This window comes from Streptomyces flaveolus, assembly GCF_014648815.1.
GTDB classification, from domain to species: domain Bacteria; phylum Actinomycetota; class Actinomycetes; order Streptomycetales; family Streptomycetaceae; genus Streptomyces; species Streptomyces flaveolus.
The window spans coordinates 95,638-109,522 of sequence record NZ_BMRV01000002.1; the positions used below are offsets into that span (position 1 = coordinate 95,638).

Consider the following 13,885-nt stretch of genomic DNA (forward strand, 5'->3'; position numbering starts at 1 on the left):
TTCAGGGCTCTCTCAGAGATGGTCGGGTGCGTCGATACCGAGCAGGGACAGGCCGCCGGCCAGCACCGTCCCGGCGGCTTCGGCGAGCGCGAGCCGGGCGCGGTGGGCGGCCGAGGGTTTCTCCGCCCCGCGCGGGAGCACGGCCGGCAGGAAGGGCAGCGCGGCATCGGCGACGGTGACGAGGTGCCGGGCGAGCCGGTCGGGGGCGCGGTGCTCGGCCGCGGCGGCGAGGACGCGAGGGTGGTCGGCGAGGGCGGCGAGGAGGTCCTGGGGTGTGGACTCGGCGGGGACCGCTGCGCGACCGGCGGGCTGGGCGAGGGGGCCCGGCTCGGCGGTGAAGCCCAGGTCGGCGGCGTTCCGGGTGAGCGCGCGGGCGCGGGCGTGGGCGTACCGGACGCGGAAGAGCGGGTTGCTCTCGCGCTGGACGAGGTGCTCGTCGCCGGTCCGGGGCCGGTCGTGGGGGGCGGGGTGGAGCAGGGCCCAGCGGCCGGCGTCGCGACCGAGGCGGAGGGGATCGGGATCGCCGGGGGCGGGCACGGGCCGGATGTTCACGGCGAGCCCGGCCGGCGCCGGTCCGGCGGCGTCGACGCGGACACCGAGGGCGGCGGTCCACTCGGGGGCGAGGGGAGCCTCGCAGCTCGTGCGGACGAGGGCGCCCTGGGAGCGGAGGATGCGGGCGGCTGCCTCGGCGACGACGACGGCACGGAGGTCGCGGGAGCAGTGCAGCTGCACGACCCGGCCGTCGGGTCCGTCGGCGTACCCGTAACGGGTGTCGCGCCGCAGGATCTCCTCGACGAGGGCGGCGGGGGCGGTGCCGTGGAGGCTGATGTTGAGGAAGCCGGGCCCGGTGAGGACGACGTCCGTGATGCCGTCGACGTCGGCGAGATACGGCCGCAGCACCTCGGCGACACGGCGAGGGGGCTGCCCGGCCGGCCGGGCGAGCTGGAGCGCGATGTTGGTGGCGTAGTCGCCACACCCCCCGGGCCCCGGCGGAGCGACCACGGCCCGCTCGGGAACGGCCACCTGGAGCTCACCCGCGTCGACAGCGCGACGCACCGCGTGCAGCACGGTGCGGGAGAGCTCTACGGGGGTCACGGGTCAAGCGTAGGGGAGGAGGGGGGTGGGTAAGCGAACCGGTTTACGGCAATCCCGGGATGTGGACGCAAGCCCGCGTGATCGGCGATGCCGGACGGACTACCCGGCCGACTCGGCCTGAGCGGAGGCCTCGCTCTCCCCGGCGGCACCGGCCCCGAAGACGTCGCTCCGCCCGTCGACCAGCTGCCGTACGAGGGCGACGAGCTCGGCGGGCTCGAACGGCTTGGACAGAAAGGCGTCGACGCCACCATCGACAGCGACAGCGACAGCGACACCGCCTTCTCCCCCGGCGCCGACCTCGTACTGAGAGGTGGCGCTGACGATGGCGAGGGGAAGATCCCGGGTCCGGGGATCCGCGCGCAGCCGCGCGGCGGTCCGGAGACCGTCCAGCCGCGGCATGACCACGTCCAGCGTGACGGCGTCGGGCCGCACCTGATGGATCACTTCCAGACATTCGACACCATCGGCCGCGGTCACGACCTCGAAGCCCTCCAGCTCGAGATTGACCCTGATCAGCTGCCGGATGACCTTGTTGTCGTCCACAACAAGAACTCGGCCAGACGCCCTAGGCACAACTCGAGAGTAGGTCCGGCCCGGCCATCGCGTCCGGGTTTTCCCCACTTCCACCCCACGCGGGGGACATCGCCGCCCGGCCCCCTGACGCCGACGCTCCGCTTCGGCCCCGGCGGGGAGGGGCAGTCGGCGGTGAAAACCCGTTCATGACCACCCCGACCGAGCTGGTAGTGTTCTACCCGTCGCCGCGAGCAACAGCTCCCCGGCCGACACGCCCCCGTAGCTCAGGGGATAGAGCAACGGCCTCCGGAGCCGTGTGCGCAGGTTCGAATCCTGCCGGGGGCACCCTGTATGAGGTGCCCAAAGACCCCGTCACCAGCGGAAACGCTGAGGCCGGGGTCTTCGCGTGTGTGCAGCCGTATGCCGGGCGTGTGCGGGGTGACGTGGTGGTCGCCGTCAGTAGCCCTGGGTGCCTGCGGTGTGCCGTCGGCCGGGAGCCAACCGTGCTGCGAGGGCCGTGCGGGCAAAAAACAGTCCCCGGTAGTGCTGCACGTGTCCTGGGGCTCCAGTCGTCACTGTCGCTCCGGTATCGCGCCGGCTTGCCGGGGGCCTGGACCACATCCTGTCCAAGTCACTCCGCCGACTAGACGTCCTCATCGACTTTGTGACTCTTCCGGTTTTGTGGCTTATTAACCAGGTTAGGCAGGCTATCTGCCGAGTCAATAGGCTTCGGGAAAGTTTCTGGGTCGATCACGCCTGGTCCTCGACGGTGAAGGGCCGGCCAGGGCCGTGCCGCGAGGTCGCACAGTGACTAGCTGGTTTGCCCTGGTCACCGTCCGTCAGGGTGTCGTTCGGGACAGTTCGATGCCCTCGCGGAGGCGGGTGGGGGCTCCGTCGCTGAGGGTCCAGCCGTGTGGGGCCGCGATCTCCAGGAGGGTGCGGGCTCCGACGCAGCGGTGTTTGTGGGTTCTGATCAGCGTCGTGCGCTGTTTGGGCTTCTGCTTGCGGAGGTGCTTCTCTATGCGCTCCCGGTGGAAGGCCGGGTCGTCCTCGCGTTGCAGCTCGCCCCACGAGGTCCACCAGCGTGGGCGCGCGGGGAAGCGGCCGACGGTCAAGGTCCAGGACCTTCATCACCGGGCGTTCGAGGAAGGGGAGGATCCCGCAGACGAGTTCCATCGCCAGCCCGTAGGCCACCACGAAAGCCATGATGATCAGCCACAGCACCACGTGGAGCGGGAAGTACAGCACCGTCAGGACGAAGCGGAACCGTCGTCCGGCCTTCGAGCGCGGTGGTTGTGGCTCCCACAGGCCGGACAGTTCCGCCGGCGGCACGACGGGCTGGGGCGTCGGCTGGGCGTAGTACGGGGTGGGCTGTGCGTACGGGCCGTACGGGCCGTACTGGGGCTGTTGAGGCGGCTGTTGCACCGTGTCACCCAATCACCGGCGCGGTCGGCATGGCAACGTCACGTCATTCCGTTCCGCTGCGGGACAGCGGGGGCAGTGACGCGCACAGTCGGGTGGGGAACGCGGGCTCCCTCTGCTGTACGGCCTCGCAGCCTCCTGTCGCGGTGCGGAAGAACGGGTCCCAGCCCGTCTTCTCCGCGCGGTAGAACCAGCGGTCGCCCAGGCGGGACGTGCACGCGGGGTTCGTCGTGTCGCCGCAGATCGGTCCCGTGCGCCAGGAGAAGTCCAGGACCAGCCACTTGCCGTCGCAGTGTTCCGCGTTGCGGTACGTGTGCATGGGGGCGTCGGCCGCCTTCAGTGCCTGTTCGTAGGACGGGGCGGTGCAGCCCGTGGCCGGTGGGGTGCAGCCCAGTTCCCCGCACAGGCGCAGCGCGGGTGGGGTGGCGCCGTCGGCGGTGAAGCGGGTGTAGTTGTCGACGATCACGTCGCGGTCGCCCAGCGGTTCCGGCAGCCTCACCCGTGCGGTGGCCGTGCCCTCCTCGGTGCATCCGGACGCCCTGTCCCCGGCCGGCGACGTGAAGGTGACCTGCACCCGGGCGAGGTCCGAGAGGGGTTTGGTGAGCACCGCCTTCAGCTCCCGCACGCACGGGTGCGGGCCGCTGGGCACCTGGGTGTCGAGGAGCAGGGTGCGGTGGTCCTCGCCGACACGGACTCCGGTGACCGCGGACGGCTGCATCGTCGTCCACGGGATCGGTTCGGTCGCCCTCGGTGACGGTGACGTTCCGTTCCCCCGGCCGGCCACCTCGGTCCCACACGCGCCGAGGAGCAGGACGGCTGCGGCACAGAGCATGGCGGTGAGGAGCGTCCGGGTCGGTCCGGATGATCGCATGCGTGCTCAATTCCCCTGTGTGGCTGTGCTGTTGGCTCGGGCCACTGTACGGCCCTCTCAGCCGCCGACCAGGGCGACCAGCTTGATGAAGATCAGGGTGGGGGCCGGAGCCAGGTCCACCACCTCGTCCAGGGCCTCCAGCTGGCGGTCGCCGGACAGGACGAAGAAGCCGTTGGTCAGGAAGGCGTGTTCGGCTGCCTCCGTCCGGCGGGCCACATCGACGGGGTGGGCGTTGTGACGGGCGGCCTCCTCTCGGACCCTGAGGGCTATCAGCTCTCGTACCGTCATGCGGTCGGGCAGGCCGGTCAGTTTCCACTCGGTGAGCTGCTTGCCCGTCGGCGTCTCGTCCCGGAAGGTCACGTCGGCCATCAGGCACCTCGTTCGATCTGGCGGAGGATGGTCTCGTCGGTGATGTCGGTGTCGGCGGCCAGCAGGAACGCCTTGCTCAGGATCAGGGCGAGCCGTTCGTCGTCGAAGGGGAGGAAGACCGTGCGGTCCACCGGGCGTCGGGCCGCGACGACGCACAGGTAGCTGTCGTCCGGTTCCATCAGGACGTTGGCCGAGAAGAGGTGGATCTTGTAGGCGCGCAGGTCGCCTCGGACGCGCAGGAAGCGGCCGTCGAGTGTGCAGCGGTCGGCGATCTTCAGGCGGGGCAGGAGCCGTTCCAGTACGTCGCGGCGTGCCAGGGCGCTCTCGGTCAGCTCGCCGAACGCGGTCCGCTCCCAGTAGGCGCGCCGGTCGCCGCCGTCGGTCCAGTCGGGGTCGGTGGCGATCGAGGTCACTCCGACGAAGAGGTCCACGTCGCGCATGGCCTCGCTGAACACCAGCGGGGGCACGTCGGCGAGCGGTGTCTCGCGCCAGGCGTCCTCCTGCCGGTGGTCGAAGCGCACCTGGTCGGTCGTGGCCAGGTCGTCGTCGCCCGTGGAGTCGGACCAGGTGTGGTGGAAGCGGACCCGCCACTCCCCCGCCGCGAGGGTGCGCTCGGCCTCGTCGCCGTCCCCGTCGTCCCAGGGGCCGAGCAGGCGGCTCTTCCATCCCCGGGCGCGGAACAGGGCGAACAACGTGCGGTAGTGGACGAGGTGGGCGGCGAAGCGGTGGGAATAGAGGCCGGTCTGTTCCTCGGCCGGGGTGAGGAAGTAGATCTCGCGGAACGCCTGCTTGAAGGGTTGCCGTATGCGCCGTTCGCTGAGCAGGTCCCGCCAGGCCCCTACGGCGTCGGGGTCGGAGCGGAGCGGGTGCCAGAGCCGTACGGATGCGTCGTCGGGTGCGTCGGGGAGGGGCTCGTCCGTCTCGGGGAGTACGGCCCGCCACTCGTCGGGCGCGACCTCGATCTCCCAGATCAGCCGGCCTACGAGGGTCCGGGCGAGGGGGTGGCCGGCGAGTTCGGTGCGCCACCAGCCGTACGGGTGGACGGCGTCGACGGTGAAACCGCCCTCCAGGGCCCGCAGGAGGGTGGCCAGTTGGGCGTTGAGCCGCTTCACCAGGTCGCGGAGTTCCTTGACCAGGGCGGGGTGGTCGCGGCGGACCGGGGCCGGGACGGTGCGCAGCGGGCGGCCGTCCTTCTCCCAGGTGAGGGTGGCGGTGTCGGTGACCCTGACGACCGCCCGGTAGGCGCCGGCCGGCCGGTGCAGGACGCCGTCGCCGTCGAAGTCCAGCCTCGGCAGCCGTAGTGCCACGTCGGTGCGTTCGGCCAGGGCCGCGTCCGCCTTCTTGAGCATCTTGTCCAGTTGCTTGGGCACCCCGGCGTGCCGGACGGTCCGGCGCACGGTGCGGATCGCGGTGACCAGCTCGGGTGTCGGGTAGTCCTGGGCGGCGCGGACCACCTCGTACAGCAGGGCCTGTGACGGGAGGGTCTTCGCCGCCGTGGGGGCGAGCGCGATGCCGGGCAGCAGCCGGTCGAACAGCTCGGGCAGCCAGGGTTCGTCCCGCAGCAGCGCGACCCGCAGGGCCTGGCCGAGCGAGGTGACCTCCCGGTCGGTGAACGCCTTGTCCGCCCGGTAGGGGATCTCGCCGGCCCGGATGGCGTCGGTGCGGTCGGCGGCCGCTTCCAGCGCGCGGCGGGTGAACGCCACGTACGCCGGGTTCGCGGAGGATCGGCGCCAGGTGTGGGCGAGCGGCGAGACGAATCTGTGCTCCCGGTCCATCTCGGACAGTGCCGCCTGTTCGGCCGTGGGGAGTCCCGCGATGGCTGTCATCTCGTCGGCGACGATGGGGCCGGCGTCGCGGGAGAGCCGCTCCACGACTGTGCTCAGTGTCCCGTCCCCGGCGAGGCCCGCGACGGCGAGCAGCGCGTAGGGCTGGCGTACGACGTCCTTGGCCAGCCACAACCCGACCAGGGCGCGGGCCGGTTGGGTCACGTCGGGCAGCGGTCCCGTGCAGTGCTGCAGTGCGTCCAGGCCCAGGGTGAGGTCGGCCCAGCCGTGCTCCTCGCACTCCTCGACGAGCAGCTCGAACAGCCGGCGGCATGCGGCGGGCGTGTAGCGCGGCTGCCGTTCCCCGGCCGCGGCCCGGACCGTGAAGGCTGCCGCCCGCATCGAGGCGGTGGCCGAGGCGTCCAGCCGGTAGGCCGCGACGAACAGGCTGCCGAGCTCCTCGTCGGTGACCTGTGACGGGTCGTGGCGTCCGTCCCCGTCCGTGAACGCCGGGTCGGTCAGCGCGCGCATCAGCCGGGCGGCGGGGCTCGTCGGGGGCGAGTCGTGGCCGGGAAAGCCGGTCACCGAGGCGTCGTTCAGCATGGCGGGATGATGGCAGGGGGGACTGACAACACCGCTTCCCGGACGCCGGTCAGCCGGCGGTGGGCAGGCGGCGCAGCAGTTCCTCTTCCGAGATGTCCTCCAGGTGGGTCAGGAAGACCCACCGGTGACCCGACGGGTCCTTGAGGATGACGGTGCGGTCGCCGTGGAACATGTCCGTCGGCGGCTGGAGGATCTCCGCGCCGGCGGCCTCCGCGCGCCGCGCCAGGCCGTCGACGTCCGGCACGAAGACGTGCAGCATGACGGAGGTGCCGCCGCCGAGCGAGGCCGGCGCGGCGAAGGCGTCGGTCTGCGCGCCGCCCGCGCCCGCGTCGCCGAGCATCAGGACCGACCGCCCGACGGTGATCTCGGCGTGCAGGATCCCGCCGCCCGGAGCGTCGATCCTGAAGGCCTCGCGGGCGCCGAACGCCCGCTGGTAGAAGTCGATCGCCGCGGCGGCGTCGTCGACCATGATGTGCGGGATCACGGCGTAGCGGTAGCGGTCGGGGATCTCGGTCGAGGCCGGGTGCTCGGTGGGGGCCGGGTGCTCGGTCATGGTGAACCTCCTCGGTAGCCGCCGCCGGTCGGCTCCTGCGGCTCCGGAACGAACCTAGAAGCTCAAGTTTGGTTCAGGTCAAGCGCCAAAATACCCCCGGGGGTACCCGTGCTACGGTGGATACCCCGGGGGGTAATTGTCTGTGAAGGAGTTCCCGATGTTCTTCGTCGACACCCTCGAGCTGGAAGGGCTCGGCAACCGTTCCTACCTGGCCGGCGGCGCCCGGCGCGCGGTCGTGGTGGATCCGCCGCGCGACATCGACCAGGTCCTGGCGGTGGCCGCCCGGCGCGGGGTGCGGATCTCGCACGTGGTGGAGACGCACCTCCACAACGACTACGTCAGCGGCGGTCTGGAGCTGGCCCGGGTGACGGGCGCCGTGTACCTGGTGCCGGCCGGGGCCGGCGTCTCGTTCTCGCGGGTGCCGGTGGCGGACGGTGACGCGGTCGACGTCGACGCCGGGCTGGAGCTGCGGGCGGTGGCCACCCCGGGGCACACCCCGCACCACACGTCGTACGTACTGCGGGAGGACGGCATGCCAGTGGCGGCGTTCACCGGTGGCTCGCTGCTGATCGGCACCGTGGGGCGTCCGGACCTGGTGGAGCCGCGGCTGACCGCGGAACTGGCCCGGGCCCAGCACGCCTCCGCGCACCGGCTGGCCGCGGAGCTGCCGGACGAGACGTCCGTCCTCCCGACGCACGGCTTCGGAAGCTTCTGTTCCTCCGCGCAGGCCGAGGGGGACGCCACCACGATCGGCCGGGAGAAGGCCGTCAACGCCGCGCTCACCGAGGACGTCGACTCCTTCGTGGCCCGGCTGCTGGCCGGGCTGGACGACGTGCCCGCGTACTACACCCACATGAGCCCGGCCAACGCCGGCGGCCCCGCCCCGGTCGACCTGACCCCGCCGGCCGTCGCCGACGCCGAGGAGATCGCCGCCCGGCTGGCGGCCGGTGAGTGGGTCGTGGACCTGCGCAGCCGCGTGGCCTTCGCCGAGGGGCATGTCGCCGGGTCGTACAACTTCGAGGCGGACGGCAAGCTCGCCACCTACCTGGCCTGGATGATCCCGTGGGGCAAGCCCGTCACGCTGCTCGCCGAGTCCCCGGAGCAGGTGGCCGCCGCACAGCGGGAGCTGGTCCGGGTGGGTATCGACCGGCCCGCGAGCGCCGCGACCGGGGCGCCCGAGGCATGGGTGCCCGAGGGCGGGCGGCCGGTGTCGTTCCCGAGGTCGACGTTCGCCGGACTGGCCGAGCGCGGTACGGACGGGGTGGTCGTCCTCGACGTACGGCGGGACTCCGAGCGGGCCGCCGGGCGCATAGCGGGCTCCGTGCACATTCCGGTCCACGAGTTGCCCAAGCGGCTGGGCGAGGTGCCGGCGGGCACGGTGTGGGTGCACTGTGCGGGTGGCATGCGGGCCGCGATCGCCGCGTCGCTGCTCCACGCCGCCGGACGCGACGTCGTGGCCGTCGACGACGGTTTCGGCGCCGCCGACGCGGCCGGGCTGACGGTGACCGGCCTCGGCGACCCGGACGACCCGGGCCACCGCGCCGACCGCGCCGACCGCTGAGCATGACCGCTCTGATCGCCGCGCTCGTCGCCGGTGCCGTCGTCGGCCTGGCCCTGGGGGGTCTCGGCGGGGGCGGCAGCGTCCTCGCCGTACCCGCCCTGATCTACCTGCTCCACTTCGGCCCGGCCGACGCGACGACCGCCGGCCTCGTGATCGTCACCCTCACCTCCGTCACCGCGCTGAGCGGGCACGCCCGGGACGGCAACGTCGCCTGGCGCACCGGGCTCCTGTTCGCCGCCGCGGGCGTCGTACCGGCGATGCTCGCCGGAACGCTGGCCGACCGGGTGCCGGCGACGGCGCTGCTCGTGGCCTTCTCGGTCGTCGCCGCGCTGGCCGCGGCGCGGATGCTGCGCTCCCCGGCCACCGACCCGTCCGGCCGTCCCGGTCCCCCCGTCCGTCCCGCGAAGGCCGGTGCCGTCGGTGCCGGGCTCGGCGCGGTGACCGGGTTCCTGGGCGTGGGCGGCGGCTTCCTCGCCGTTCCGGCGCTGGTGGGCGTGCTGGGTCTGGCCATGCGCCGGGCCGTCGGTACGAGCCTCCTCGTCATCACGGTCAACTCCCTGGCCGCGCTCGGCGCCCGGGCGGGCACCGGGATGCACCTGGACTGGGCCGTCGTCGGCCCCTTCACCGCGGCCGCCGTGCTCGGCGCCTGGGACGGCAGACGCCTGGCCGAGAAGGTCAGGGGCCGGACGCTGCAGACCCTTTTCGCCTACGCACTCCTCGCGGTGGCCCTCTTCATGCTCGCCGACGCGCTCGTCCCGTGAGCGGCCACCCCGGCACGACCCATGTCCACAGGAAGGACCTCCCCATGACCACCCCCGCCACCCTCGACCCCCGCCAGGCCCACTCCCGCCTGCACGAACTCACCGTCATCGACGTCCGCACCCCCGGCGAGTACGCCGGCGGTCACCTGCCCGGCGCCCTCAACGTGCCGCTGGACCGGCTCCGGCAAGCCCTGCCCGCCGTCCGGGCCGCCGCCGAGCGCGGGGACGTGCTCGTCGTCTGCGCCTCCGGCAACCGCTCCGCGAACGCCTGCAGCGTCCTCGCCGAGCACGGCGTCCACGCCGCGACCCTCGTCGGAGGCACCGGCGCGTGGGCCGCGCAGGGGCACGAACTCGTCCGGCCCGCGGGGACCGCGAAGGCCACCTGGGGCATGGAACGGCAGGTCCGTCTCACCGCCGGACTCATCGTGCTGCTGGGCCTCCTGCTCGGCGTGCTGGTGCACCCGGCCTTCCAGTTGCTGTCCGCGGGCATCGCGGGCGGACTGGTCTTCTCCGCCCTCACCGACACCTGCGGCATGGCGGCCGTGCTGGCCAAGATCCCCCGCAACCGGCCCCGGCCCGCCGACCTCGACGCCACGCTCGCCCGGCTGCGCGGCCACTGACAGCGCCCGGCCCCGTCCTCAGACCTGGCGGAGCACCACGAGGACGACCAGGAGCACCGTCGCGCCCGCGCTCATGCCGTGCGCGACCACCCCGGTCAGCGGGAAGTGACGTTCCGCCGTGCCGGTGGCCTGCGCATGGCGGCCGGAGCTGGGCAGCCAGCGCAGCAGCATCATGAAGCCGAGGGCGGCCACGACGAGGACCGCGGCGCAGGCCGCCCACGCCGTGCCCCGGAGCCCGCCCACGAGGTACACGGCCCAGGCGGCCAGGCCGCTGACGGCGAGCACCACGTGACCGACCACCAGCCACAGCGGCAGCCGCGTCACGCCGGGCGTGCGCTGGCGCAGGCCGCCGTGGCGGATCCAGACGGTGGCGAGGTAGGCGCCCAGGGCCGCGGTCAGCAGCCAGGCACCCAGGACGACCATGTCCATGTGTTCCGTTCCCCCTGCCCGGTGACGCGCGCTGTGTCTCAGGGGATTCAGCACAGCGCACCCGGCGGGGGCGGACCGGACGTCCATTCAGGGATTCACCCGTTGGCGTGAACCATGCCGCTCGGGACTGGTCAAGCGAGGCCCCGAGTGTCAGGCCAGGGACAGGACCGACGTCAGCACCTGACGCAGCATCGCCGCGGGGTCCGGCGCCGGTCCGGGGGCGCGCCACGCCACGAAGCCGTCCGGGCGCACCAGGACCGCCCCGCCGCGCGTCACACCGTGGGACTTCGCCCAGTCGGTGTCGTCGTCCTCGGGCAGCAGTTCGGCGTCCGGGGACTTGCCCACCCGGTACGGCGTCAGCGGGACCCGCATCTCGTGGGCCAGCCGCGTCGCGGCCTCGTGCCAGCCGCTGGCCTCCGTCGCGTCGCTGAGCAGAACGAGGGTGCGTTCGTAGAGGTCGAGGGTGGAGACGCGGTCGTCGCCGCGGCGCAGCCACAGGTGCGGGGCCCTGCTGCCGGGTTCGCCCGTCAGCGAGAGCGCGTCCGGGACCACCGGCGTCGCCGGGTCCGCGCCGACGACCGCACCCTGGGGGTAGCGGTAGCCGAGGGCGACGTTGAGGATGCCGCGCTGCGGTCCGCCGCCGCCTCCGGCTGCCGGGGGCGGGGCGAAGCCCGGGTGGCTGTGTTCGGCGGAGCGGGCGGCGGCGCGGGCGCTGGTGGCCTCCGCGACCGGGCGGCGTTCGGCGTCGTAGGTGTCGAGGAGGCCGTCACCGGCCCAGCCGTCGAGGACGGCGGCCAGTTTCCAGGCGAGGTTGTGGGCGTCCTGGATGCCGGTGTTGGAGCCGAACGCGCCGGTGGGGGACATCTCGTGGGCCGAGTCGCCGGCCAGCAGGACGCGGCCCGAGCGGTAGCTGCGGGCGACGCGCTGGGCGGCGTGCCAGGGGGCCTTGCCGGTGATCTCGACGTCGAGGTCCGGGTCGCCGACCGCGCGGCGGATGTGGGCGGCGACGCGCTCGTCGGTGAAGTCCTCCACCGTCTCGCCGTTCTCCGGGTGCCAGGGGGCGTGGAAGACCCAGTTCACGCGGTTGTCCACCGGGAGCAGGGCGCCGTCCGCGTCCGGAGCCGTGAGGTAGCAGACGATGAAGCGGCGTTCGCCCACGACGTCGGCGAGCCGGCGGGAGCGGAAGGTGATGCTGATGTTGTGGAAGAGGTCGCCGGGACCGCTCTGACCGATGCCGAGCTGCTCGCGGACGGGGCTGCGGGGACCGTCGGCGGCCACCAGGTAGTCCGCGCGGATCGTGGTGTGCTCGCCGGTCTCCCGGTTCTCGACGACCGCCGTGACGCCCTCGGCGTCCGTGTCGAACGACAGCAGTTGCGTGCCGAAGCGCAGTTCGCCGCCGAGTTCGCGGGCGTGGGCGAGCAGTTCGGGCTCGAGGTCGTTCTGGCTGCACAGGCACCACCCGCTGGGGCTGAACCGGGCGAGTCCGTTGCCGGGATCGATCTGCTTGAACAGCCACTCCCCGGCGTCGCCCACCAGCGTCGGCGTCTGGAGGATGCCGTGGTTGTCGGCCAGCGTGGCGGCGGCCCGCCGGATGTGCGGCTCGGTGCCCGACACCCGGAAGAGCTCCATCGTGCGGACGTTGTTGCCGCGTCCCCGGGGGTGGATGGAGGTGCCGGCGTGGCGCTCCACCAGCGTGTGCCGGACGCCGAGCCGACCCAGGAAAACCGAGGTCGACAGGCCGACCAGGGACCCTCCGACGATCAGCACCGGGACGCGGTGGATCCCGGGTCCCGATCGATCGGCTCTTTCGTTCATCGCTCGTCCTCCATTGCGTCGGGCCCCGGTCGGGCCGTCGTCGAGTGGCAGGTCCCGTGACATGCAGGGGCCGGGCCTTCATGCATGCCCCGTGACGCCTGCGGCGGCTCAGGCTTCACCCGCTTAACCCGTCTGGTTCGCGGTCCCCGGGGGCACGGCACACGATCGTGCTTACGCGACCGGCGCACCCCGCCGCACACGGCGCGCGCAGCGACGGTCGTACTCCCCCCGTCCACGAGGAAGTTCCCCCGAGAAGAGGTGGGCCGGATGACGGTCTCTCCCGTCGTGTCGTCGGATGCCGGATCGACGGATGCCGCAGCCATGGGTGCCGGGGCGACGGCCGCCGTGTCCGCGGACGCGGGCGGCGTCTCGATATCCGCGTTCGACGGATCCCGCGTGCGGGTCGTGCTGATGCTGGACATCCACGACGGCATGCAGCAGGAGTTCCTCCACGCCTACGAGCGCATCCGCCACCGGGTCGCGGCCGTGCCGGGACATGTCAGCGACCAGCTGTGCCAGTCCCTGGAGAACCCGACGCAGTGGCTGCTCACCAGCGAATGGGAGAGCGCGGCACCCTTCCTGGCGTGGGTCAACAGCGACGAGCACCTGACGGCCGTCGAGCCCTTGCAGGACTGCGTCCGAGACACCCGCTCCCTGCGCTACAGCGTGCTGCGGGAGACCACGGCCGACGGTGCCGCGCCGTCCACCGCGGCCGGTGAGGCGCTGCGGGCCGCTCCCCGGGTGGGGGGCAACGTCGTCCGGCACGCCCTGACCTTCACCGTGCGGCCGGGCAGCGAGGCCAAGGTCGCCGAGCTGCTGTCCAACTACGCGTCCCCCGAGGCCCAGGTCGACGAGACCACCCGGCTGCTGCGCACCTCGCTCTTCATGCACGGCAACCGGATCGTGCGGGCCGTGGAGGTGCGGGGCGATCTGCAGACCGCGCTGCGCCATGTCGCCCGGCAGCCCGGGGTGCGGGCCGTCGAGGAGGCCCTCAACCCGTACCTGGAGCAGGACCGCGACCTGAACGACCCGCACTCCGCCCGCCGGTTCTTCACCCTGGCCGCGATGCCGGCCGTCCATCACGTGGCGTCCGCGACCGGGGCCGAGGCGCGCCCGCAGCGGTGTGCGCTGCTGTATCCGGTCCGGGCAGGCGCGGGGCCGGAACTCGCCCGGCTGCTGGCCCGGCAGGACGCGTCCGCCGTGTACACGCCGGACGGTCCGGTTCTCGCCGCCACCGTCTTCCACCGCGACGACCTAGTCGTACGGCTGGTCGACGTGGCCGGTGACCCGGACGAGGCGCCCGCGTTCGTCCTGGGGCTGCACGACCGCGCCGGGTCCGACGGTGCGGCCGGTGTCGCGGTGGCCGAGCGGCTGCTGGACATCGCCTCCGTCGGCATCGACGGGCCCCTGACGGACGCCGGCACGCTGTCGCGGCTGCTCGCGCGGGCCCGCATGACGCCGCTGACCGACCGGCGTTCGCTCCCCTCCTGATCCGTCGGCGCGCACCGGC

13 protein-coding genes and 1 tRNA gene are annotated in these 13,885 nt (G+C 73.0%); 5 read left to right on the forward strand and 9 right to left on the reverse strand.

All coding sequences use genetic code 11. The features are described from left to right. Positions 1 to 12 precede the first annotated feature (12 nt). Together nrtL and IEZ05_RS04325 are read right to left on the reverse strand one after the other, a co-directional pair. Positions 13 to 1,095, reverse strand: coding sequence for an ArgS-related anticodon-binding protein NrtL (gene nrtL, locus IEZ05_RS04320; RefSeq protein ID WP_189228650.1), 1,083 nt, complete (start codon positions 1,093 to 1,095; stop codon positions 13 to 15). A 99-nt stretch (positions 1,096 to 1,194) separates the two neighbouring features. Beyond that, entirely contained in the window at positions 1,195 to 1,668 is a 474-nt protein-coding gene (locus tag IEZ05_RS04325; protein WP_308426873.1) for a response regulator, read from the reverse strand. Between the two features lie 213 nt (positions 1,669 to 1,881). Here IEZ05_RS04325 and IEZ05_RS04330 point away from each other — a divergent pair. Beyond that, positions 1,882 to 1,953 (forward strand) — tRNA-Arg (locus IEZ05_RS04330). Positions 1,954 to 2,447: 494 nt separating this feature from the next. On the opposite strand, the gene IEZ05_RS04335 is transcribed toward IEZ05_RS04330, so the two are convergent. The 5 genes from IEZ05_RS04335 to IEZ05_RS04355 form a co-directional block, all read right to left on the reverse strand. Next, the gene (locus IEZ05_RS04335) at positions 2,448 to 2,723 is read right to left on the reverse strand and encodes a hypothetical protein (protein WP_189228652.1); all 276 of its coding nucleotides are present in this window, start codon (positions 2,721 to 2,723) and stop codon (positions 2,448 to 2,450) included. Positions 2,724 to 3,076: 353 nt separating this feature from the next. Then, a complete protein-coding gene (locus IEZ05_RS04340; protein ID WP_373298726.1) occupies positions 3,077 to 3,748 on the reverse strand; it encodes a hypothetical protein in 672 nt (223 codons plus the stop codon). 210 nt (positions 3,749 to 3,958) lie between these two features. Further along, on the reverse strand, positions 3,959 to 4,270 hold the full coding sequence (locus IEZ05_RS04345; protein WP_189228654.1) for a hypothetical protein: 312 nt from the start codon (positions 4,268 to 4,270) through the stop codon (positions 3,959 to 3,961). After that, positions 4,270 to 6,636, reverse strand: coding sequence for a DUF4132 domain-containing protein (locus tag IEZ05_RS04350; protein WP_189228655.1), 2,367 nt, complete (start codon positions 6,634 to 6,636; stop codon positions 4,270 to 4,272). The genes IEZ05_RS04345 and IEZ05_RS04350 overlap by 1 nt, the downstream gene beginning before the upstream one ends. Positions 6,637 to 6,685: 49 nt before the next feature. Further along, positions 6,686 to 7,189 carry a VOC family protein gene (locus IEZ05_RS04355; RefSeq protein WP_189228656.1) on the reverse strand — a complete coding sequence of 168 codons (504 nt, stop codon included), beginning with the start codon at positions 7,187 to 7,189 and terminating at the stop codon, positions 6,686 to 6,688. Between the two features lie 157 nt (positions 7,190 to 7,346). Between IEZ05_RS04355 and IEZ05_RS04360 the strand changes: the two genes are divergently transcribed. From IEZ05_RS04360 to IEZ05_RS04370, 3 genes are read left to right on the forward strand one after another with little or no spacing between them, the layout of a single operon-like run. Further along, positions 7,347 to 8,750 carry an MBL fold metallo-hydrolase gene (locus tag IEZ05_RS04360; RefSeq protein ID WP_189228657.1) on the forward strand — a complete coding sequence of 468 codons (1,404 nt, stop codon included), beginning with the start codon at positions 7,347 to 7,349 and terminating at the stop codon, positions 8,748 to 8,750. Between the two features lie 2 nt (positions 8,751 to 8,752). Next, the gene (locus IEZ05_RS04365) at positions 8,753 to 9,511 is read left to right on the forward strand and encodes a sulfite exporter TauE/SafE family protein (RefSeq protein WP_189228658.1); all 759 of its coding nucleotides are present in this window, start codon (positions 8,753 to 8,755) and stop codon (positions 9,509 to 9,511) included. 44 nt (positions 9,512 to 9,555) lie between these two features. Continuing rightward, positions 9,556 to 10,131 carry a rhodanese-like domain-containing protein gene (locus IEZ05_RS04370; protein WP_189228659.1) on the forward strand — a complete coding sequence of 192 codons (576 nt, stop codon included), beginning with the start codon at positions 9,556 to 9,558 and terminating at the stop codon, positions 10,129 to 10,131. A gap of 18 nt (positions 10,132 to 10,149) precedes the next feature. On the opposite strand, the gene IEZ05_RS04375 is transcribed toward IEZ05_RS04370, so the two are convergent. Next, a complete protein-coding gene (locus tag IEZ05_RS04375) occupies positions 10,150 to 10,560 on the reverse strand; it encodes a hypothetical protein (protein ID WP_189228660.1) in 411 nt (136 codons plus the stop codon). Between the two features lie 150 nt (positions 10,561 to 10,710). Next, positions 10,711 to 12,375, reverse strand: coding sequence for an FAD-dependent oxidoreductase (locus IEZ05_RS04380; RefSeq protein ID WP_189228661.1), 1,665 nt, complete (start codon positions 12,373 to 12,375; stop codon positions 10,711 to 10,713). A gap of 267 nt (positions 12,376 to 12,642) precedes the next feature. Between IEZ05_RS04380 and IEZ05_RS04385 the strand changes: the two genes are divergently transcribed. After that, positions 12,643 to 13,866 (forward strand): SchA/CurD-like domain-containing protein, encoded by a 1,224-nt coding sequence (locus IEZ05_RS04385; RefSeq protein ID WP_189228662.1) that lies wholly within the window; start codon positions 12,643 to 12,645, stop codon positions 13,864 to 13,866. The last annotated feature ends 19 nt before the right edge of the window (positions 13,867 to 13,885 follow it).

What these genes read in the sequence shown, in the direction of transcription:
- IEZ05_RS04340 (WP_373298726.1), bottom strand. Translation starts at nt 3,748, where the DNA reads ATGCAGCCGTCCGCGGTCACCGGAGTCCGTGTCGGCGAGGACCACCGC.
- IEZ05_RS04345 (WP_189228654.1), bottom strand. Translation starts at nt 4,270, where the DNA reads ATGGCCGACGTGACCTTCCGGGACGAGACGCCGACGGGCAAGCAGCTC.
- IEZ05_RS04360 (WP_189228657.1), top strand. Translation starts at nt 7,347, where the DNA reads ATGTTCTTCGTCGACACCCTCGAGCTGGAAGGGCTCGGCAACCGTTCC.
- IEZ05_RS04370 (WP_189228659.1), top strand. Translation starts at nt 9,556, where the DNA reads ATGACCACCCCCGCCACCCTCGACCCCCGCCAGGCCCACTCCCGCCTG.
- IEZ05_RS04385 (WP_189228662.1), top strand. Translation starts at nt 12,643, where the DNA reads ATGACGGTCTCTCCCGTCGTGTCGTCGGATGCCGGATCGACGGATGCC.
- IEZ05_RS04375 (WP_189228660.1), bottom strand. Translation starts at nt 10,560, where the DNA reads ATGGACATGGTCGTCCTGGGTGCCTGGCTGCTGACCGCGGCCCTGGGC.
- IEZ05_RS04380 (WP_189228661.1), bottom strand. Translation starts at nt 12,375, where the DNA reads ATGAACGAAAGAGCCGATCGATCGGGACCCGGGATCCACCGCGTCCCG.
- IEZ05_RS04350 (WP_189228655.1), bottom strand. Translation starts at nt 6,636, where the DNA reads ATGCTGAACGACGCCTCGGTGACCGGCTTTCCCGGCCACGACTCGCCC.
- IEZ05_RS04365 (WP_189228658.1), top strand. Translation starts at nt 8,753, where the DNA reads ATGACCGCTCTGATCGCCGCGCTCGTCGCCGGTGCCGTCGTCGGCCTG.
- IEZ05_RS04355 (WP_189228656.1), bottom strand. Translation starts at nt 7,189, where the DNA reads ATGACCGAGCACCCGGCCCCCACCGAGCACCCGGCCTCGACCGAGATC.